At 44.2% G+C, this 20,674-nt stretch carries 17 protein-coding genes; 14 read left to right on the top strand and 3 right to left on the bottom strand.

From position 1 onward, the window contains the following. Positions 1-65 precede the first annotated feature (65 nt). Positions 66-1,004, top strand: coding sequence for a 2-dehydropantoate 2-reductase (locus tag IGJ25_RS15405; protein WP_005228196.1), 939 nt, complete (start codon positions 66-68; stop codon positions 1,002-1,004). Positions 1,005-1,115: 111 nt separating this feature from the next. On the opposite strand, the gene IGJ25_RS15400 is transcribed toward IGJ25_RS15405, so the two are convergent. Further along, complete coding sequence (locus IGJ25_RS15400; protein WP_060791485.1) at positions 1,116-1,904, bottom strand: PHP domain-containing protein; 789 nt, start codon at positions 1,902-1,904, stop codon at positions 1,116-1,118. Positions 1,905-2,036: 132 nt separating this feature from the next. Here IGJ25_RS15400 and IGJ25_RS15395 point away from each other — a divergent pair, with 132 nt between their 5' ends. The 10 genes from IGJ25_RS15395 to IGJ25_RS15350 all read left to right on the top strand — a co-directional run bounded on the left by IGJ25_RS15395 (position 2,037) and on the right by IGJ25_RS15350 (position 12,780). After that, positions 2,037-2,903, top strand: a complete 867-nt coding sequence (locus tag IGJ25_RS15395; RefSeq protein WP_010749994.1) for an AraC family transcriptional regulator — start codon at positions 2,037-2,039, stop codon at positions 2,901-2,903. A 234-nt stretch (positions 2,904-3,137) separates the two neighbouring features. Further along, positions 3,138-4,211, top strand: a complete 1,074-nt coding sequence (locus tag IGJ25_RS15390) for a Gfo/Idh/MocA family protein (RefSeq protein ID WP_005228203.1) — start codon at positions 3,138-3,140, stop codon at positions 4,209-4,211. A 30-nt stretch (positions 4,212-4,241) separates the two neighbouring features. Continuing rightward, complete coding sequence (locus IGJ25_RS15385; protein ID WP_010749993.1) at positions 4,242-4,994, top strand: sugar phosphate isomerase/epimerase family protein; 753 nt, start codon at positions 4,242-4,244, stop codon at positions 4,992-4,994. Further along, a complete protein-coding gene (locus IGJ25_RS15380; RefSeq protein WP_225000611.1) occupies positions 4,991-5,710 on the top strand; it encodes a ThuA domain-containing protein in 720 nt (239 codons plus the stop codon). The genes IGJ25_RS15385 and IGJ25_RS15380 overlap by 4 nt, the downstream gene beginning before the upstream one ends. Further along, positions 5,707-6,675, top strand: coding sequence for a sugar phosphate isomerase/epimerase family protein (locus tag IGJ25_RS15375; protein WP_225000610.1), 969 nt, complete (start codon positions 5,707-5,709; stop codon positions 6,673-6,675). The genes IGJ25_RS15380 and IGJ25_RS15375 overlap by 4 nt, the downstream gene beginning before the upstream one ends. Positions 6,676-6,699: 24 nt before the next feature. Next, the gene (locus IGJ25_RS15370) at positions 6,700-7,728 is read left to right on the top strand and encodes a Gfo/Idh/MocA family protein (protein WP_010749991.1); all 1,029 of its coding nucleotides are present in this window, start codon (positions 6,700-6,702) and stop codon (positions 7,726-7,728) included. A gap of 512 nt (positions 7,729-8,240) precedes the next feature. Next, entirely contained in the window at positions 8,241-9,167 is a 927-nt protein-coding gene (locus IGJ25_RS15365) for an alpha/beta fold hydrolase (RefSeq protein WP_010749990.1), read from the top strand. A gap of 125 nt (positions 9,168-9,292) precedes the next feature. Further along, positions 9,293-10,372: a 3-phosphoserine/phosphohydroxythreonine transaminase gene (serC, locus tag IGJ25_RS15360; protein ID WP_010749989.1), complete on the top strand. Its 1,080-nt coding sequence runs from the start codon at positions 9,293-9,295 to the stop codon at positions 10,370-10,372. Next, the gene (locus IGJ25_RS15355; RefSeq protein WP_016609459.1) at positions 10,373-11,557 is read left to right on the top strand and encodes a phosphoglycerate dehydrogenase; all 1,185 of its coding nucleotides are present in this window, start codon (positions 10,373-10,375) and stop codon (positions 11,555-11,557) included. Further along, positions 11,557-12,780 (top strand): DUF1015 domain-containing protein, encoded by a 1,224-nt coding sequence (locus IGJ25_RS15350; protein WP_010749987.1) that lies wholly within the window; start codon positions 11,557-11,559, stop codon positions 12,778-12,780. The genes IGJ25_RS15355 and IGJ25_RS15350 overlap by 1 nt, the downstream gene beginning before the upstream one ends. Before the next feature lie 42 nt (positions 12,781-12,822). Here the strand turns inward: IGJ25_RS15350 and IGJ25_RS15345 are convergent, their stop codons facing one another. Next, positions 12,823-14,172: an Nramp family divalent metal transporter gene (locus IGJ25_RS15345; protein ID WP_010749986.1), complete on the bottom strand. Its 1,350-nt coding sequence runs from the start codon at positions 14,170-14,172 to the stop codon at positions 12,823-12,825. Between the two features lie 155 nt (positions 14,173-14,327). Then, positions 14,328-16,670 (bottom strand): ABC transporter ATP-binding protein/permease, encoded by a 2,343-nt coding sequence (locus tag IGJ25_RS15340; protein ID WP_010749985.1) that lies wholly within the window; start codon positions 16,668-16,670, stop codon positions 14,328-14,330. Between the two features lie 138 nt (positions 16,671-16,808). On the opposite strand from IGJ25_RS15340, the gene IGJ25_RS15335 reads away from it, so the two are divergent. The 3 genes from IGJ25_RS15335 (at position 16,809) to IGJ25_RS15325 (ending at position 20,599) form a co-directional block, all read left to right on the top strand. Beyond that, complete coding sequence (locus tag IGJ25_RS15335) at positions 16,809-17,294, top strand: MarR family winged helix-turn-helix transcriptional regulator (protein WP_010749984.1); 486 nt, start codon at positions 16,809-16,811, stop codon at positions 17,292-17,294. 160 nt (positions 17,295-17,454) lie between these two features. Next, on the top strand, positions 17,455-19,242 hold the full coding sequence (locus tag IGJ25_RS15330) for a glycoside hydrolase family 13 protein (RefSeq protein ID WP_005228237.1): 1,788 nt from the start codon (positions 17,455-17,457) through the stop codon (positions 19,240-19,242). A 304-nt stretch (positions 19,243-19,546) separates the two neighbouring features. Beyond that, positions 19,547-20,599, top strand: coding sequence for an aspartate-semialdehyde dehydrogenase (locus IGJ25_RS15325; protein ID WP_010749982.1), 1,053 nt, complete (start codon positions 19,547-19,549; stop codon positions 20,597-20,599). Positions 20,600-20,674 lie beyond the last annotated feature (75 nt).

Here is a 20,674-nt window from a genome sequence, read left to right as displayed (position 1 = left end):
TCTCGCATATTTAACGATTTTAGAGTAAACTATACCTAATTGTGGAAGAGGAAAGAGGAATTCAGATGAAAATTGTTATTGCTGGTGCAGGTGCTATGGGCAGCCGTTTTGCTATTATGCTAAAAAGAGGCGGAAATGACGTCACGTTAATCGACGGCTGGCCTGCGCATATCGAAGCGATCCGTGAACACGGATTACGAGCGAACTTAAACGGTGAAGAGATCGCAGTCCCTTTTTCGATCTATTCGCAAAATGAGATCCCAACGACTGTACAAGCAGACTTGATCCTGGTCTTTACTAAAGCGATGCAACTGGATCAAATGATGCAAACGATCAAACCGATGATCGGAGAGCAAACGAAAGTCTTATGCTTATTAAACGGGATCGGTCATGAGGACACGATTGAAAAATATGTCAGCACGGATAAAATCTTTTTAGGAAATACCATTTGGACGGCGGACTTGATTGGTCCTGGTAATGTTCGCTTGTTTGGGGATGGTTCTGTAGAACTGCAAAACATCGAACCGGGGAAAGAAGAAGATGCCCGTCAATTGGCGGCAGTCTTGGCTGATGCTGGGTTGAATGCGTCTTATTCTGAGAACATCCGTTACTCCATCTATCGCAAAGCCTGTGTCAACGGCACCCTAAATGGCTTGTGTTCGATTTTAAATGTGAATATTGCCCAATTCGGACAAACCTCAACGGCGCGTGCGATGGTCCAAACGATCGTGGAAGAATTTGCGGCAGTTGCTGCCCATGAATCTGTTGAACTGGATGTATCCGAAGTAGTCCACCATATTGAAGAAACCTATGATCCAGAAGGCATCGGAATGCACTATCCATCCATGTATCAAGATTTGATCAATAATCATCGCAAAACCGAGATCGATTATATCAATGGCGCAATCTCGCGAAAAGGCCGCAAGTACCAAGTGCCAACGCCTTATTGTGACTTTTTGACTCAAATGATCCATGCTAAGGAAGATATTTTAGCAGCAGAATAACCTAAGTAAATCTATTCTAAAAATGCAAAAACGGCGTATCCTTTTAGGGTTCGCCGTTTTTTTGTCCATTTATTGAAAATGTGTTGCTGTAGAGTGCATTCAAAGTTGACGCTATTGAGCAGGCAGATCCGCCATAAACCGTTCGCTACCTTGAAATACCGCTAATTGATTGACACCAAAGGAACGCAATAGATCGCTCATCGCTGCAAAATCTAACCGATAGTCACTGGCTTTATGGGCATCAGAGCCGAGGGTGAACAATTTACCACCGACACTTTGATACAGCGGGATAGCATATTGATAAAGGTGGGCATTTTGATAGGGGCCAAAGCTCTTCGCGTTGATTTCCATCGCTAAGTCACGGGCAACGATTTTTTTGAAGATCGTCGTTAACTCTGTTTCAAAATGGGCGGCCAATTCCTCAGCTGTAAATTGGAAACGACGCAAGCCATAATCAAAGTGGGTCACGATGTGCCCGTCAGAAAACGAGTCCAACACGTGGGCCATTTGGTCAAAGTATTGTTTGGCGACTGCAAATTTGTCCTTGTTCAACACGGCATCGTCCATATAATCAAAGGTACCGTTTTGATGGATACTGATCAATTTCAAGTCATAGGGATGGCTTTCAAGATAGCGCAAGATTTCTTGTTCTTGACCAGGCACGACACCAATCTCGATGCCTTTTAAGAGTTTCGTCGCTGTGGTCTCTTGCAGCTTCTGGTGGGTATTTACTAGTAATTCATAGTCAGGAATATCATCACGGAATCCCGAATAGGGGTTCTTCAAATCGAAATGATCTGTCGCAACGAAGTAGGCAGGCTGGTAAGCAAGATAATTCTCAAACTGTTCATCTGAATCAAAAGACAAAAATGTATGCAGATGTTGATCATAATAATTCATAAACAAGACTCCTTTTCTTGAATACGATACCACAAAAAAGCAGAAGAAACTATGATTGGCTGAGAAAAGGTTTTCTCTTGGACAATTTTTCGCTTATAATAAATAAGAATAGAGCGAAGGAGTCGGTCAGCCATGAGTATGTACCTTGAAATTCCTGAATTTGAAAGTGAATTTCGTTTTCGAACGTTTCTAAATGATGGGTTGACCATCGTTTACCCCCATGTCCATAAAGAAATCGAGATCATTTACGCTAAGCGCGGCACGGTCAATATTGGTGTTGACGATATGATCATTGAGTTGGAGGAAGGGGATCTGTATCTTTTTTCCAGCGGGCAACCCCACTATTTTCTAGCATCGCCTGAGAGTGAACGCTATGTCTATCAATTTGATATGAAGCTTTTTGAAGAGCCGTTGCTTCGAGAAAATGAAGTATCCTTGATGACACTCTTTGAAGAAGGGGAGCCCCACAGCAAAAATTGGCCAACGAGTTTTACGGAAAAAATAACAGGTCTCTTGATCGAGTTGTATCAGTTGGAAGAGGAAAATGTCGTTGGGAAGCGTTATTTGACTCTCGGGCTGCTTTACCAGTTGATTGGGGAGTGCTATCAAAGTTTGCCAAAGCGCAAACAAGCCGTCAATCCGCTAAAACGAACGGCCGCACAATACAAAGAAACCTTGCAGCGTCTGAATGATGTCTTTGAGTACATCGAATCTCATTACCAAGAAGTCTTGACGATGGAGGACACCGCAAGACATGTAGGGTTTAGTCCCCATTATTTCACGCGTTTCTTTAAAACCAATACTGGCAAGACCTTCATGCAGTTTTTGACGGAATACCGCATCAATCAAGCCAAATTTATCTTGGCAAATGAAAAGATCCCCATGGCAGAAGTCGCTGAAAAAGCAGGTTTTGCCAGTGTTAAAACATTTCACCATGTCTTTAAGGAAGCCGTTGGTCAATCACCGTTGCAGTACCAGAAACAACTGAATCAAAATTGAGAGAAACAGCCGATGAGCCTTTGCTTGTCGACTGTTTTTTTGTCAATTTGGCACTATTTTTTTCTCGATAGTGTTTTTTTAAGCGCTTTGCATAAATTGTGGAGTGGTTCTTTTTGTTAAAGTTTCATAAGATAATTTTCGGGAATTTTTTCAATGGAAACTGGGAAGAACTGCTTTCGATGTTTCGCTATAATGAGGGGGTAGAAAATAATAAGCGTTTTCAGGAGGAAAGATATGACAGTTAAAGTTGGAATCATTGGGTGCGGTGGGATCGCAAACGGCAAGCACATGCCTGCCTTGTCTCAAGTAGAAGAAGTAGAAATGGTTGCCTTTTGTGATCTGCTGGTTGAACGTGCAGTTGAAGCGAAATCAGCGTTTGGGACCGAAGATGCCCAAGTATTCAGCGATTATCAAGAAATGTTGGCACAAGCTGATCTAGATGTGATCCATGTGTGTACACCAAACGCCTCACATGCTGAGTTGACGATTGCCGCACTAGAAGCGGATTGTCATGTCATGTGTGAAAAACCAATGGCAAAAACAGCGGCAGAAGCCAAAGCAATGATCGAAGCAGCTAACCGAACAGGGAAAAAACTCACGATCGGCTACCAAAACCGTTTTAGAAAAGATTCTCGTTATCTTCATGAAGTGTGCGCCGAAGGACAGTTAGGAAACATTTATTTTGGGAAAGCTCATGCGATTCGTCGTCGGGCTGTGCCAACTTGGGGTGTTTTCCTTGATGAAGAAGCGCAAGGCGGCGGTCCGTTGATCGATATTGGTACCCACGCATTGGATCTGACCTTATGGATGATGAACAATTACAAACCAAAATTTGTTGTCGGAAAAGCGTATCATGAGTTGTCGCAAACCAAAAATGCCGCAAATGCTTGGGGCCCTTGGGATCCAGAGAAATTCTCAGTAGAAGATTCGGCCTTTGGTTTTGTGGTCATGGAAGATGGCGCAACGATTTTCTTAGAAGCTAGCTGGGCGCTCAACAGCTTGGATGTGAAAGAAGCCAAAACGACACTGATGGGCAGCAAAGCGGGTGCGGATATGAACAACGGTTTGACCATCAACGGAGAAGACCACAGCTTGCTGTATGAAAAAAATATCGAACTTGAAACAGGCGGCGTTGATTTTTATGAAGGAAACGGCGAGACGCCAGAAATTTTAGAAGCACAATCTTGGATCCATGCGATCATCAACGATACCGAACCAGTGGTCAAACCTGAAGAAGCAATGGTCGTGACGGAGATTTTAGAAGCGATCTACAAATCATCGCAAACCGGTGAGCCAGTCTACCTATAAGAACTGCTGGAAGAAAAGGAGCGAGCATAAATGACAAAACCGAAAATCGCTTTACAGCTTTGGAGTATTCAAGAGGACTGCAAGACAGACCTTTTTGAAGCGTTGAAAACAGTAAAACAAAACGGCTATGACGGTGTTGAATTTGCCGGTTATCATGGACACAGTGCTGCTCAGATCAAAGAAATGCTTGAGCAGTTGGATTTGGCGGTCGCGGCTTCCCATATCCCGTTTGAAGCATTGCGAGATCGTTTTGAAGAAACCGTCGCTTTTGAAAAAACGATTGGCAATCAACGGATCGTCATTCCGTATGCCAGTTTTGATTCTTTGAAAAAATGGCAAGCCTTTGCTGCGGAGCTGACCCAGATCACCCAAAAGTTGCAAGCAGAAGGGCTGACTTGCTACTACCACAACCATGCCCATGAATTTACTGAAGTTGCTGGAGAATCTATGATCGATGAACTGATCAAAGACAATCCGCAACTGCGTTTGGAAGCCGACCTTTACTGGTTAGCCTTTGCAAACGTGGCTGTTTTACCTTGGCTAAAGGAACGCGAAACGAAGGTCGGTTTGGTTCATATCAAAGATATGCAAGAGCAGCCGCAGGAAAGCACCGAGATCGGCAATGGGATTTTACCAATCAAGTCGTATGTAGAAGCAGCTAAAGCATTAGAACTACCATGGCTGATCGTCGAGCAGGAAGCGTTTCAAAAATTCGCTCCTTTAGAAGCCAGCGGGATTGATTATCTGCAATTAAAAAACATCGTAGAGGAGGTCTACCAATGATCCATGTTACGGTATGGAACGAGTTTCGTCATGAAAAAACGAATGAGACCGTCCAAAAAATGTATCCAGAAGGAATCCATGGTCAAATTGCCAAGTTTTTAGAAGAGGATGATTTCCAAGTGCGAACGGCGACCCTTGATGAACCAGAACACGGGTTGACGGAGCAAGTATTGGCTGATACGGATGTGTTGGTTTGGTGGGGCCATATGGCGCACGAAGAAGTCGATGATACTATCGTTGCTCGTGTGCAGCAGCGTGTATGGGAAGGAATGGGACTGATCGTCTTGCATTCTGGTCATTTTTCGAAAATCTTTAAAAACTTGATGGGAACGTCGTGCGATTTGAAATGGTGGGTAGACGATCAGCATGCACGGATCTGGAATGTCAATCCAAGCCACCCAATTGTTGAAGGAGTCGGCGAATGGATCGAACTAGAGCAAGAGGAAATGTATGGCGAGCACTTTGATATTCCAGCGCCGGATGAATTGATCTTTGTCAGCTGGTTCCCTGGTGGTGAAGTTTTCCGTAGCGGCTGTACATTCCGCCGTGGGAATGGCAAGATCTTCTATTTCCAGCCTGGTCATGAGACATTCCCAAGCTATTACAATCCCAAAGTGCAAAAAGTGATCCAAAATGCGGCTCGCTGGTGTGCACCAACAGAAAATCGTTACCCAACATATGGGCATTTTCAAGCAATTGAGGAGGAAAGAAAATGAAATTAGGTGTTTTTACCCCGTTATTCAATCAACTTAGCTTCGAAGAAATGATCGATGAAGTAGCGAAAAAAGGGCTGCAAACCGTCGAGATCGGTACCGGTGGTTCTCCAGGCAATGCCCACTTAGACATTGACCGTTTACTAGCAAGTGAAGCAGAGCGAAAAGAATACTTAGCGAAATTAGCTGATAAAGGATTGGAAATCTCAGCTTTGAGCTGTCACAACAACCCAATCTCTCCATTAAAAGCAGAAGCGCAAGAAGCCGATGAACTTTTGCGCAAAACCATCAAATTAGCCAGCTTAATGAATGTACCTGTTGTGAACGGATTTTCAGGCGTTTCAGGCGGAAATGCAACAGATACACAAGTCAACTGGCCAGTATTGCCATGGCCAACGGAATACGATGACAATTATAATTATCAATGGGAACAAAAACTGATTCCTTATTGGAAAGGCATCAACACGGAAGCAGAAGCGGCTGGTGTTAAAATTGGGATCGAACTTCATGGCGGCTTTTTGGCACATACCCCTTATACGATGTTGAAACTGCGGGATGCTGCGGGGAAAGCCATCGGCTGTAACTTGGATCCAAGTCATTTATGGTGGCAAGGGATCGACCCAGTGGCAGCGGTCAAAATCTTAGGGGAAGCCGATGCGATCCATCACTTCCATGCCAAAGATACGTATTTGGATCAAGACAATATCAACATGCATGGCTTGACGGACATGCAGCCATATAGCAATGTCAAAACCCGAGCTTGGACCTTCCGTTCAGTCGGTTGCGGCCACAGCTTACAAGTCTGGTCAGATATTATTTCTGCGCTTAGAATTTATGGGTATGATTATGTCTTGAGTATTGAACATGAAGATCCAATCATGTCCATTGATGAAGGACTGACTCGTGCCATCAGTAACTTGAAGATGATTATGATCCGTGAAGAAGCTTCATCCATGTGGTGGGCATAAGAAGAAAACCGAGGAGTGTCAGACATGAGTGCAATCAATTTTGCAGTAATCGGATATGGCGGCATGGGTGCGTACCATGTCCACAATATCTTACCAAATGAAAACGAACGAATCCACATCGTAGGAACTTACGATATCAATGAAGAACGTCAAGCGATCTCCCAAGAAAAAGGCCATAAGATCTTTAAAAGCTATGATGAAGTCTTAGCCGATGAGACGATCGAAGCAGTATTGATCGCCACACCTAATGACTTGCACAAAGAGTTATCGATCGCTGCGTTGAAAGCAGGCAAACATGTTGTTTGCGAGAAGCCTGTTGCGCTGAATACTGCGGAACTAGATGAGATCGTGGCGGTTGCCCAAGAAACTGGCAATACCTTTATGGTTCACCAAAACCGCCGTTGGGATCCTGATTTTCTACTTGTACGCGAACTGTACCGTAATGGACAGATCGGTGATTTGTTCCAATTAGAGTCACGGGTCCAAGGGGCAAACGGCATCCCAGGAGACTGGCGCCATGTGAAAAAACAAGGTGGGGGAATGCTTTTAGACTGGGGCGTTCACTTGCTGGATCAAATGCTATGGCTGATCGACAGTCCAGTGAAAGATGTTAAAGCGGATCTTAGCTTTGTGTTGGGGGAAGAAGTCGATGATGGGTTCTTCGCTTTGATTACCTTTGAAAATGGGGTCAAAGCAATCGTGGAAGTTGGAACTTCCAATTACACGCAATTGCCTCGCTGGTACATCAAAGGCACAGAAGGAACAGCCACCATCACCGATTGGGATTTAAATGGGGAAATGGTGCAAGCAACAGGTCGCGAAGATGTGGCAGCACCAAAACCAGTCCAAGCAGGCGTCGGCTTGACGAAAACGATGGCACCCCCATCGGAATTGGCAGCCAAAGAAATTCCTTTCCCGAAAGCCGAAGCGGATTTTGAACCTTTCTACAAGAATTTTTACAACGTTGTACGCAACGGTGCCGAACCTATCGTTAAAAACGAAGAAGTCCGAGCAGTGATGCAGTTGATCGAACGCATTTTTGCTACAGCGTAAGAGATAGAGGAAGTAGCTCTTTATCCATGTAACCGAACGAGTGCGAGAAGCAAAAACTGGGAGAGAATGATGTTCATTCTGTCCCAGTTTTTTTATTTCTTGACATCATAAGTGACCCATAATCATGTGAAGGGGAAACAATTTTCAAAAGAAGCTTTGGTTAAGGTACTTGATGTTCAGTTAAAGAATACTGTTTTGAATGGTTTGGGTTAGTAGGATCACTCGAGGTACCTCGATCTATACGCTTATTGGTTAGATAAGCGAGGCGATAGCTAGGCAAGTTGTCGCTAACCCACACGCTTGGAAGTTGCAACAAGCGCACAATAGTCACTCTTACCGCAAATAGGGGTGGCTATTGTGCTACATATGTTTGAACTTCTCACGTTTTGCGTGGTTTTTTATCCTTGAAAATTCCCAACTCCTACCGCCATAGCCTAAAATTCCATGTATAATAAAGAAAACGACCGTTTTATTTGGCGAAGGGAAAAGAAAAAGCAAAAGAGGTGCGAACTATGAGGATGAATCAAGAAAAGCTGACTTCATCAAATGGGAAGGATCAGCTTTTTGTCAAAACGTGGCTGCCAGAAGAACAGCCGAAAGCAGTCGTGCAAATCGTTCACGGAATGATCGAACACATTGAACGTTACCACGAGTTTGCGGAATGTTTGACTGCGCAAGGCTATGCGGTGGTCGGTCATGATCACTTAGGGCATGGGCAATCCGTGAAAGAAACACAGGCCTATGGGCATTTTGGTGAAAAAGAGGGCGCCAACTATTTAGTGGCAGATGTGGGAGTGGTCCATCAGTACGCAGCTGCTTGCTACCCAGACCGACCATGCTTTATCTTAGGGCACAGTATGGGGTCTCTGGTGTTGCGGAATTATTTGTTTAGTCAGCCACATCCATTGTCAGGAGCGATCATCATGGGCACCACGATGGAAAAAGCCGTGCTGATGCAAGGAGGCAAACTTGTCACGAACTTGTTGCGCCCGTTTGCCGCTCAGCAATGGCCTTATCACGTAATGGAACAGCTGGTTTTTGGCCAGCACAACCGGCGTTTTCGTCCCAATCGGACCGCCAAGGATTGGTTGACCAGTGATCCGCAACAAGTGGATCGCTACTTGAAGGACCCTTACACGCAATTTCATTTTTCCTTAGCGGCTTACAAGGATCTCTTTACATTGACGCAAACTGCCAGTGATCCGGATCAACTGCGCAGGATTGATCCAGAATTGCCGCTGCTCTTGATTTCAGGTGCAGATGATCCTGTGGGGCACTATGGCAAAAGCGTCCGCCAATTGGCTCAGCAGCTGAAGCAAAATGCTGATGTGACGATGTATTTGCTTGAGCAGGGCCGGCATGAGATTTTGAATGAGCGCAATCGCGAGATCGTTTACAATGAAATTTCTCGCTGGCTGTTTGAAAAAATGCCGAAATGACGAACGTTAAGAAATTGGTAGTCTTTTCTGAAAATTCAAAATTATTTTCTCTTTTAAGGCTTTTTTCATTTTCGGCTATCTGTTATAATGATTTTCACATCTAACATAAAGGAGAGATTTTTTGTATGACAGTTTATAACTTTTCAGCTGGTCCTGCCGTATTGCCCCGTCCCGTATTGGAGAAAGCACAATCCGAACTTTTGAATTACCGCGGAAGTGGGATGTCCGTTATGGAGCTGAGTCATCGGTCCTCCTTGTTTGAAGCGATCATTAAAGATGCAGAAGCACTTTTACGAAAATTAATGGGAATTCCTGAAAACTATCAGGTACTGTTTTTACAAGGCGGCGCGAGTCTCCAATTCAGTATGATCCCTTTAAATCTTGCACAAAACAAAAAAGCCTTATACGTAAATACCGGTTCTTGGTCGAAAAAAGCTATTGAAGCAGCAAAAGCGCTTGGAAACGTGACGGTGGAAGTTGTTGCCTCTAGTGAGGATCAAAACTTTACCTATATTCCAGAAATTTCAGAAGATGCGATCGATCAAGAAGCGGCTTATTTGCATATCACCACGAACAACACCATTGAAGGGACGGCCTTTCAAACGATTCCGCAGGCTGGCGACGTGCCGATCGTAGCGGATATGTCCTCAAATATTTTAGCCAATGACTATCGCGTAGAAGACTTTGGTGTGATTTATGCTGGGGCCCAAAAGAATATTGGTCCTGCAGGGTTGACGGTAGTGATCATCCGAGAAGATTTACTCAATGATGATGCTGTCTTCGCTCCAATGCTGGATTATCGTCTACAGGCTAAAAATGACTCATTGTACAATACACCACCAACGTATGCTATCTATATTGCTAAATTGGTGTTTGAATGGTTGGAAGAATTAGGCGGCATTCCTGCCATTTTAGAACAAGACCGCCAAAAAGCGGCGCTTTTATACGAAACGATCGAAGCCTCTGCTCTTTACAGTAGTCCTGTGGCTGTTGATAGCCGTTCACTAACGAATATTCCTTTTGTGACAGGGGATAAAGCATTAGATCAGCGCTTCAATGAAGAAGCTGTCAAAGCTGGCTTTGAGAACTTGAAAGGGCATCGTTCCGTTGGAGGAATGCGAGCAAGCTTGTACAATGCCTTTCCATTAGCTGGCGTTCAAGCGTTAGTCGACTTTATGAAATCATTTGAAGCGGAGGTCAAATAAATGTTCCAAATCAAAACATTCAATGCGATCGCACCAGAAGGATTACAGCGTTTAGAAAAAGAAAAGTATGCCATCAACGAAAGCGACCAACCGCAAGGGATTTTGCTGCGCAGCCAGAAATTGCACGATTACGCTTTTCCTGAAAGTGTCTTAGGTATTGCCCGTGCAGGGGCTGGGACCAACAACATTCCCGTCAAAGCATGTACTGAAAAAGGGATCGTCGTCTTTAATACGCCAGGCGCCAATGCCAATGCGGTCAAAGAATTAGTGATCGCTAGTCTGCTCTTAAGTGTCCGTCCGATTTTACGAGGTGCCCAATGGGTCCAAACCTTGAGCGGTGATAATGTGGAAGAACAAGCAGAAGCGCAAAAAAGTCAATTTGCTGGAACAGAGTTAGAAGGCAAAAAGTTAGGAATCATCGGCCTTGGTTCTATTGGAGCGATGGTCGCCAACGATGCTTATCGTCTAGGGATGGAAGTAGTCGGTTATGATCCTTACGTGTCAGTGGATACTGCTTGGACGATCTCTCGTCGGGTCAAGCGTGCCAATGATATTGCGGAAGTCTTTTCAACCTGTGATTTTATTACGGTTCATGTGCCGCTAATGGAAAACACGCATCATCTCGTCGGGGAAGCCGAACTTGCGAAAATGAAACCAACAACGAAGCTATTCAACTTTTCTCGTAAAGAAATCGTCGATACAGATGCCGTTTTACGTGCGTTAAAAGCTGACCGTCTAGCGGGCTATACGACTGATTTTGCGGATGAACAATTGCTGCACAATGAAAAAGTCCTCGTCTTGCCGCATTTAGGTGCATCAACAGAAGAAGCCGAAGTCAACTGTGCCAAAATGGCAGCCCGAACATTGAAAAAATTCTTGGAATTTGGAACCATCAAGCGCTCAGTGAATTTTCCAACTGTTGAGATGGCTTTTCATTCGCCTTATCGTCTGACGATCATCAATCGCAATGTACCGAATATGTTAGGTCAGATTTCATCGATCATTGCGGAATCTGGAATCAATATCGACAATATGCTGAATCGTGGACGGGAAGACTTTGCTTACACCCTAGCCGATGTCGCTTCTGAAGATGAAGCCTTATTGAATCAATTAGCCGATAAACTGCGGGAGAACGAAAATATCGTTCGTGTACGGGTCATCAAGAATCAGGAGGTTGGGTATTAATGGTTCAAGTATTTCCGTTTAAAGCCATTCGTCCAGAAGCCTCATTGGCAGAAAAAGTGGCCGAGCTACCGTATGACGTGGTCAATTCACAAGAAGCCGCAGCGTTTGCGCAAGGCAATCCTTACAGCTATTTCCACATCGACCGTTCGGAGATCGACTTGCCAGGAATCGATCCTTATGATCCACAGGTGTATCAAAAAGCGGCGGAAAATCTTGCATCTTTTCAAGAAGAAGGCTGGTTGATTCAAGAAACGGCGCCCGCATATTATTTGTATGAATTGACGATGGCTGGTAGAAGCCAAACGGGGCTTGTCGCCTGTACCTCGATCGATGATTACGTCGCTGGGAAAATCAAGAAACACGAGTTTACCCGTCCAGAAAAAGAAATCGATCGGATCAATCATATTCTGGCATGTGATGCCAATACAAGTCCGATTTTCTTGAGCTATCGCCAACCAGCAGCAGTCAAAGAAGCGATCGATGCGTGGCAAGCAGAGCATGCGCCAATCTATGATTTTGTCAGCTATCATGAGGTGCAACATCGTGTTTGGCTGATCGATGATCCAGCGCTAGTCGCCTCTTTTGCCCAGCAGTTTCAAGCTGTAGATGCCCTTTATATTGCGGATGGGCATCACCGCACAGAGTCAGCAGTCAAAGTCGGCTTGCAAAAGCGAGCCGATGGCCAAAGCAGTCAAGAAAGCGACCGCTTTTTAGCGATTTTATTCCCAGAAAATGAATTAGCGATTTGGGAATACAATCGGGTTTTGCGGGTACCAGTGCCAGAAAACTTTTTTGAGCAGGCAGCCCAGCATTTTACGATTCGAGAAACTACAAGGAAGAAACCAGCGCAACGTGGTTCGATTCATCTGTACCTAAACCATGCGTGGTGGGAGTTGACCATCAAGCCGGAAGCTGTGCCGCAAGATGCGGTAGGACAGCTGGATGTGTCGCTTTTACAACAATACGTGCTGGCTGATATTTTCGCGATCCAAGATGTGCGGACAGACAAACGCATTGATTTTGTCGGCGGAATTCGTGGTCCAGAAGAATTGGAACGTTTGGTAGATAGCGGAGAATGGACATTGGCCTTTTCCATGTATCCAACGCAAATGGCCGATCTTTTGGCAGTCGCCGATGCGGGAGAAATTATGCCGCCAAAATCAACTTGGTTTGAACCAAAACTGTTGAGCGGTCTGTTTTTACATGATTTAGAAACGAATTAACCAAAAAAAGCTTACGAGGCTAGCTCGTAAGCTTTTTTTCTATTAGAAGTTGCCGAGTGTTTCGATGATCAAGCGGACATTCAAGACCGTCAGTGCAAGGGCACAGATCCAGCCTAAGGTAGAGACCCATAGCGGATTCTTGAAGCGTTCCCCCATGATTTTTTTTGAGCTGGTAAAAAGAACCAACGGAATCATCGAAACGGGTAAGGCGATGCTTAAAAAGACTTGCGAATAGATCAGCAGATCGTCCAAGGCTTGTTCGTTACCGCCAAAGTAAATCGTACAAAGCAAAACGGGGATCACCGATAAGCCACGGGTGATCAGACGTCGCGCCCAAGTAGGGATCTTCATATGGATAAATCCTTCCATCACGACTTGCCCCGTCAGTGTCCCAGTGATCGTTGAATTTTGACCAGATGCCAAGAGCGCCACGGCAAACAGAACGCTCAAGACTGGACTGGCGACAGCACCAGCAATGGAGGAATCTTGCAAAGCATCAAACAGCGCGGAGAAGGTGCCGACTTCTTCACTATGACCAAAGAACAAGGCACTTCCTAAGATCAAAAGCAGGCAATTGACCAAAAAGGCAGCGGATAATTGGATATTGGAATCCCAAGTAGCGAACCGCACGGCCGTTGCCACTTCTTGGGTATCGCTGCGATCGATTTTTCGTGACTGGGAGATCGAAGAATGCAGATAGAGATTATGCGGCATCACAGTCGCACCAACGATCCCCAACGCCATTGTCAGCTGCCCATGGTTCAAGACTTGCTTTTGGGGAATAAAGCCTTGTAAGACAGCAGGCAAATTTGGTTGAGCAATAATGACTTCGTAACAAAAGACCAGCATAATGACCAAAATCAGTGTCATGACGATCGCTTCGATTTTTCGGAAACCCAATTTCATTAAAAAGAGCAGAAGCAGTACATCGAAAATCGTTAAGATGACCCCAACTAATAAAGGTAAGCCGAATAGTAGATTGAGAGCGATCGCTCCTCCGATCACTTCCGCGATATCCGTTGCCATGATAGCCAATTCGGTGACGATCCACAAGACAAAGCCTAAGCCTTTGCTGGTGTGTTTACGAGTTGCTTGCGCAAGGTCCATCTGGGTCACGATCCCTAGCTTGGCTGCCATGTATTGCAGCAGCATAGCGATCAAACTGGAAATCAAGATCACAGAAAGTAAGAGATAGCCATATTCAGCACCGCCACCGATCGAGGTGATCCAGTTTCCTGGGTCCATATAGCCCACGGCTACCAATGCCCCAGGACCAGAAAACGCTAAAAGATTGCGCCAAAAGCTACCGTTTTTTGGAATGGCAACTGTATTATTTATTTCTTCCAAGCTAGGACCGTTGGCCGCTTGGATCAATTTTTTTTCTTCATTCATCGTTTCACGTCCTATCTTTTTAGGTATACCTAAAAACAAATCTATTGTATTCCTCATTTATGAATTTTTCAAGAGAAACCTTTTGGACGTCAGAAGGAAGGACAAAAAAACAGCAGCCAAAGGAATGGCTGCTGTCTGTTAGGTTTTTTATAAAATTAGTCGGCGCGTAAAGCGATCGCTGCATCTTTTTTCGCTGCCATTCGAGCTGGTATGTGGCCGCCGATCATCGTTAGGACGGTGCTGACGGCAATCAAGATCAGGCCGTGGACTGGATTTAATTGAGCAACATTTTCGAGATCAGTCATACTATATAAGATCGCGTTGATCGGGAATGTGGCTAACCAAGCAATCAGGACACCTAAAGCTCCTGAAGCGATCCCTAAAATACAGGTTTCGGCATCAAAGACGCGGGTGATGTCTTTTTTACGAGCACCTAATGCTTTTAAGACCCCAATTTCTTTCGTACGTTCTAGCACAGAGGTGTAGGTGATGATACCGATCATGATCATGCTAGTTACCAAGGAGATTCCTGCAAAAGCGATCAAGACGTAGGTGATGGCATCCATCAAGCCACCAGTCAATTGAGTCATCGTACCCGCTAAATCGGAATAAACGATTTGGTCTTCTTTGTCTTTGCCTTTGTTGAAGTCATCCAAGTAATCAAGGATTTTTTCTTTGGCACTGAAATCATTCGGATAGATCATAATGCTGTTTGGTAAATCACTGCCGCCAAGATAAGCGATCAATGAATCTTTGGCACTTTCGTCAACGGGTTCATTCGTCATCACGTTGGTGTCGCTGTCTTTTTGGGCTTGGACGATCGCTGAGTCTTGGTTTTCTTTGATGACTTCTTGCGCGAGGGCATCACTGTAGGCAATGCCAGTTGACAGCAAGTTCATCGTAGAGTTTTGCTTGATACGTAAGATTCCGCTGATCGTTAGTTCTTTGTTGCCGCTGTTATCGAAAACTTCATTTAAATCTTGATTTGGAATGAAGTTTCCAGTTGGTAATTCGGTGTAAAAGGCATCATTAGACGCCAATGTGATTTTTGTTCCCACGATATCGTCGAAGGACACCTTGTCGCCATCTTCAATGTCAAAACCGAGATTGATCAATGCATTGACATTCGTTACGTTGTTTTCATCGACGATCAAAACGACATCTGTGCTAGCACTTGGGTAGCTGCCTTCTAAAAGGTCGTAGTTGTCTTTTAAGAAATTGCCGTTATCCTCTGATAACTGCTCGGGGAAAGTCGAAACCCCAATCCCGGTGGAGGCACTCATGGCAGACATCATGGCATTGGTCTGTTCATTGTCAGGTGATGCATTGGAGAAGCTGACTTGTTCCACAGTATCATCGATCTTACGGAAAAGGTTCAAGGAAGTGGAACGAGTGTAGCCGATATTGTTGCTTAATTCAGGATCAATGTCGTTGATGTAATCGAGAAACTCTTGATCGATTTTATTGATATGGGTTGCACGATCTGCATCACTTAATTTGGCAGTGACCTCTTTATCTGAAGGGAAATCTTCAGATTTCTCCCGCGTTCCCATGGCTGATGGATCTTGTTCAGTGGCTACTTGCGAGATCGTGATCGGAAAACGAGCTAATGTTTCTGACTGGGTATTGTCGATTTGTTTTTGGAATCCCGTTGACAGTGACAAAACAATGGCGATTCCGATGATCCCGATACTAGAAGCAAAGGCTGTCAAGAAGGTGCGCCCTTTTTTGGTGCGGATATTGTTAAACGACAAACGTAAGGCAGTCATGAAACTCATTTTTGTGTGTTTTAATTCGAATTGGTCTTTCTTTTGTCCTTCGACATGAGGGTTCGAATCTTTAATGATTCGTCCGTCTTTGAACTCAATGATCCGTCCAGCGTATTTGTGCGCCAATTCAGGATTATGAGTAACCATGATGACCAATTTTTCTTTTGATAGTTCTTGGATCAGTTCCATGATTTGGACACTGGTCTCTGAATCCAAGGCACCTGTTGGTTCATCACAAAGAAGGATATCAGGATCATTTGCTAAGGCACGAGCGATCGCTACCCGCTGCATTTGACCACCAGAAAGCTGATTTGGTTTTTTGTGCATATGCTCAGCTAAGCCCACACGCGTCAAAGCATCGGTTGCTTTGGCGCGTTTTTCTTCTTTTGACACACCGCTCAAGGTCATCCCAAGCTCGACGTTGTCGATGATGCCTAAATGACTGATCAAATTGTAGCTTTGGAAGACAAAGCCGATCGAATTGTTCCGATACGCATCCCAGTCACGATCTTTAAAGGATTTCGTTGATTTGCCGTTGATGATCATATCACCAGAATCGTAATTATCTAAGCCGCCGATCACGTTCAACATGGTTGTTTTCCCAGAGCCGCTTGGCCCTAAAATGGCAACAAACTCTTGTTTACGAAAGGCGACGGAGACACCATCGAGGGCTTTTGTAGTACTGGCGCCAACCGTATAATACTTCTTGATATCTTTTAATTCTAACATGCTGTCACTCTTTTCTTGCCGTTTTCACGATTATTTTCATTATGTAACCACGCTATCATAATGGTTAACAAAAATCAACGATTATCATTGTTTAAACAAATAATTTATACTAAACTAAAGACAGAAAAGAGGGAGAGTATGGAAAAAGCGTTAGGAACATTCAATATGGCGGTATTTGCGGAAATCTTTTCGCTGATGGGAAACATATTGTTTGAAGAAATCGGTCTGGAAGATTTAAAATTGACCAAAATGGAAATCTTGGAACTCGTGGTGATCTCTAGTAATGAAGGAATCACGATGTCCGAGTTGGCCCAGCAAATCGGTACGTCAAAAGTCCAAATCAGTCGTTCGATCTCGGGGTTAGAAAAGGCTGGCTTTGTGGTCCGCAAAACCAACGGCGTCAATCGCCGCAACGTCAATGTTTATTTGGAAGAAGCTGGGAAGCAGTTGTTTGTCCAAAAGAAAAAACAAGTGGAAGACCGCTTGAATGCCAAAACCGCTCAAATGGCTGCAGAAGATATCCAGCAGTTGAGTCAGTCGTTGACGGAGGCAGTGGGGATCTTGCGGAAATATGACATTTTACGGACTGGCAATCAATGTGAGAAAAATACGCCGTTTGATTAAAAAAGGGCGAAGCAATCGTTTGCTTTTCAATTGCTGAATTAATTTCATATTAACTTATATTATCGATTTTTTAGATAAAGCAACCGATTGCGTTTTTCTCTTGTTTTGACTTCTGATTTGTGCGACAATGAGTATATCAAACAAGTCAAAGGAGTCTGCTATGAATACTACTGCCATTTATCATCGTCCCGAAAGTGAATTTGCGTATTTGTACGAGAAGGATAAAATGCATATCCGTTTGCGTACCGCCCGTCAAGACGTCCGCCATGTCCAGCTGCTTTGCGGTGATCCTTACACACTGTATAAAGAAGCTTGGTACCAGCAAAGAATTGAAATGAAAAAAATTCTTTCCACGGACTTGCATGATTATTGGCAAGTATCGGTCGGAGCAGAATTCCGCCGTTTGTCTTACGGCTTTTCCATCGAAAGTTACGATGGGTTGCATGTCTTTTATGGAGACCACGGGGTCTATCCTTTTGAGCAGCAATATTTAGAAATGAACAACAATTATTTTCGGATGCCTTACTTCCAAGAAGCCGATCGTTTCAAAATTCCCGAGTGGGCAAAAGAAACCGTTTGGTATCAAATCTTCCCTGAACGCTTTGCAAATGGGGACCCATCAAATGATCCAGAAGGTGTATTGCCCTGGGGCTCAAAAAATCCCGATCGCCAAGACTTTTTCGGCGGGGATCTGCAAGGGGTCATCGATCATTTGGATTACCTCGTCGATCTAGGCATCAATGGAATCTACTTCTGTCCGATTTTTGAGGCCTATTCGAATCACAAGTATGATACCATCGATTATTTAGCCATTGATCCAGCGTTTGGAGATAACGATACCTTTAAACGCTTAGTGGAGGAATGCCACAAACGCGGCATTAAAGTCATGCTAGATGCTGTGTTCAATCATATGGGGGATACTTCGCATCAATGGCTAGATGTCATCAAAAACGGCAAAGATTCGCCCTTTGCTGATTGGTTCCACATCAATGAGTTTCCTGTCAACTACAAAGAAGGGGAAAACTTTGAAGATGCTTATGACATCACCTATGATGTGTTTGCCTTTACGCCGCATATGCCAAAACTCAATACAGAAAATCCCGACGTGCAAGATTATTTGTTGAAGATCGCTCGTTATTGGATCGAAGAGTTTGATATCGATGCTTGGCGCTTGGACGTTGCCAATGAAGTCAGTCACCACTTCTGGAAAAAATTCCGCCAAGTGTGTGATGATGCCAAAGATGATTTTTATATCCTTGGGGAAATTTGGCACTCTTCTCAACGGTGGTTACAAGGCGACGAGTTTCATGCAGTCATGAATTACGCCTTTACGGATGCAATCATTGAATATTTTGTCAAAGACGAGATCTCCATGACGAAAATGGTCTCGGAATTAAATAACCAGCTGATGTTGTATCGGGAGCAAACCAACCAGGTACAGTTCAATATCTTGGATTCTCATGATACCCCACGCTTGTTAACTTTGGCTCGAGGAGACAAAGACTTGATGCGCCAAGTGATGGCCTTTACGTATCTGCAACAAGGCGTTCCTTGCCTGTATTACGGTGATGAGATCGGTTTGACCGGCGATATGGACCCGGATTGCCGCAAATGTATGATTTGGGAAGAAGAAAAGCAAGATCGTGATCTCCTGCATTTCACTCGCTCATTGATCAGCATTCGCAAAGACAACCAGAAAGTCTTATCAGAAGGTTCCTTGAGTTGGAACTGGGTTTCGGAAGAGGATGGACTGATCATTTTCGAACGAGAGTTAGGGGCACAGCGGATCATCGGTATTTTCAATACGGGCGATGACCAAATCACCCTTTCTCGTCCTGATTCGATCCTGATGGAACAGTTTGTCCAACTGGAAGATGAAACGATGATTATTGATAACAAAGGCTTTGCTATCGTGAAAGTAAACAACGAAGAATCGAATGAAGCATAAAAATGAGGCAAGAATTGCATATGCAATTCTTGCCTCATTCAATGTTTTGGGTATTTTTAATTTCCCCATGCACGTTGGAAAGAATCTTCCCCAAAATTCCTTCTGTCGGTATTATATCCTATAACACCTGAATGTGACAAATGATAACCCTTAAATATAGGTAGATTTTTTCTGCAAAGGGTAAAAAGATTAAAAATTTAGACAGTATAGCCTTCTTTTTGCGCTTCTTTCCACGAAAGGTCTTTTCTTTTTTACAAGATATGATAAACTAGTAAAAATGTATTTTTATTCGAGGAGTGATTTGATGAGTACAGGGTATCACGTAGCAGTTGTCGGGGCTACCGGCGCAGTAGGAACAAAAATGATTGAGATGTTGGAGAAGACCACGTTGCCGATCAAAAAAATAACGTTGTTGGCATCCAAACGTTCTGCTGGGAAGACCCTTGTGTTCAAAAATGAACCGCTCGTTATTCAAGAGCTGACCACAGATTCCTTTGCAGGCGTCGATATTGCATTGTTCAGTGCCGGTGGCGGCATTTCAAAACAATTTGCTCCAGAAGCAGTCAAACACGGTGCAGTCGTGATCGACAATACCAGTCATTTTCGGATGGACCCGAATGTTCCTCTAGTCGTTCCTGAGGTGAATCCTCATGCATTAGCGCAACATAAAGGAATCATTGCCAATCCGAATTGTTCAACGATTCAAATGATGGTGGCGTTAGAACCAATTCGTCAAAAAGTCGGTTTATCGAGGGTCTTGGTTTCAACGTATCAAGCAGTTTCAGGTGCTGGCGCCCAAGCCTTGGCTGAATTGACTCGTGAATCTCAAGAATTATTAGCTGGCAAAGCCGCTGATGAACTAAACCCTGAGATTTTACCAGCAGGCAGCGACAAGAAGCACTACCCGATCGCGTTTAACGCCTTGCCGCAAATCGATGTTTTCGCCGAAGAGGATTATACTTACGAAGAGTGGAAAATGATCAATGAAACGAAGAAGATCATGGAAGATACGCAGATCAAAGTAGCAGCTACGTGTGTTCGGATCCCTGTGTTTAGCGGTCATTCAGAGTCGATTTATATCGAGACCAAAGACCATGCTAGTGTTGAGGAAGTCAGACAGTGGATCAGCGAAGCGCCAGGAGCCGTCTTGCAAGATGATCCAAGTCAACAAGTGTACCCGCAAGCTTTGACCAGTGTGGACAAAACAGAAACCTTTGTTGGTCGGATTCGCAAAGATTTGGATGTCGAAAACGGCTTGCATTTATGGGTCGTTTCTGATAATTTGCTGAAAGGTGCGGCATGGAACTCCGTTCAAATCGCCGAAAGCCTGCATCAGCAAGGATTAGTTCATGTGTAAACCATAAGTTTTTCAGAAAAGTGTGGTGAATGCCACGCTTTTCTTTTTTTTGTTGTATAATAATAGGGACGGCTT

It is taken from the genome of Enterococcus sp. DIV0240d, from assembly GCF_051711245.1.
In the GTDB taxonomy this organism is placed as follows: domain Bacteria; phylum Bacillota; class Bacilli; order Lactobacillales; family Enterococcaceae; genus Enterococcus_D; species Enterococcus_D casseliflavus.
The sequence above is the reverse complement of the archived record's forward strand: the minus strand, read 5'-3'. Positions and strand labels throughout refer to the sequence as shown.

Bases quoted from the DNA above. Each gene is read 5' to 3' on its own strand.
- IGJ25_RS15380 (WP_225000611.1), top strand. From the start codon at position 4,991: ATGATCCATGTTACGGTATGGAACGAGTTTCGTCATGAAAAAACGAAT.
- IGJ25_RS15340 (WP_010749985.1), bottom strand. From the start codon at position 16,670: ATGTTAGAATTAAAAGATATCAAGAAGTATTATACGGTTGGCGCCAGT.
- IGJ25_RS15345 (WP_010749986.1), bottom strand. From the start codon at position 14,172: ATGAATGAAGAAAAAAAATTGATCCAAGCGGCCAACGGTCCTAGCTTG.
- IGJ25_RS15405 (WP_005228196.1), top strand. From the start codon at position 66: ATGAAAATTGTTATTGCTGGTGCAGGTGCTATGGGCAGCCGTTTTGCT.
- IGJ25_RS15365 (WP_010749990.1), top strand. From the start codon at position 8,241: ATGAGGATGAATCAAGAAAAGCTGACTTCATCAAATGGGAAGGATCAG.
- IGJ25_RS15325 (WP_010749982.1), top strand. From the start codon at position 19,547: ATGAGTACAGGGTATCACGTAGCAGTTGTCGGGGCTACCGGCGCAGTA.
- IGJ25_RS15375 (WP_225000610.1), top strand. From the start codon at position 5,707: ATGAAATTAGGTGTTTTTACCCCGTTATTCAATCAACTTAGCTTCGAA.
- IGJ25_RS15355 (WP_016609459.1), top strand. From the start codon at position 10,373: ATGTTCCAAATCAAAACATTCAATGCGATCGCACCAGAAGGATTACAG.
- IGJ25_RS15370 (WP_010749991.1), top strand. From the start codon at position 6,700: ATGAGTGCAATCAATTTTGCAGTAATCGGATATGGCGGCATGGGTGCG.
- IGJ25_RS15385 (WP_010749993.1), top strand. From the start codon at position 4,242: ATGACAAAACCGAAAATCGCTTTACAGCTTTGGAGTATTCAAGAGGAC.
- IGJ25_RS15330 (WP_005228237.1), top strand. From the start codon at position 17,455: ATGAATACTACTGCCATTTATCATCGTCCCGAAAGTGAATTTGCGTAT.
- IGJ25_RS15350 (WP_010749987.1), top strand. From the start codon at position 11,557: ATGGTTCAAGTATTTCCGTTTAAAGCCATTCGTCCAGAAGCCTCATTG.
- serC (WP_010749989.1), top strand. From the start codon at position 9,293: ATGACAGTTTATAACTTTTCAGCTGGTCCTGCCGTATTGCCCCGTCCC.
- IGJ25_RS15395 (WP_010749994.1), top strand. From the start codon at position 2,037: ATGAGTATGTACCTTGAAATTCCTGAATTTGAAAGTGAATTTCGTTTT.
- IGJ25_RS15335 (WP_010749984.1), top strand. From the start codon at position 16,809: ATGGAAAAAGCGTTAGGAACATTCAATATGGCGGTATTTGCGGAAATC.
- IGJ25_RS15390 (WP_005228203.1), top strand. From the start codon at position 3,138: ATGACAGTTAAAGTTGGAATCATTGGGTGCGGTGGGATCGCAAACGGC.
- IGJ25_RS15400 (WP_060791485.1), bottom strand. From the start codon at position 1,904: ATGAATTATTATGATCAACATCTGCATACATTTTTGTCTTTTGATTCA.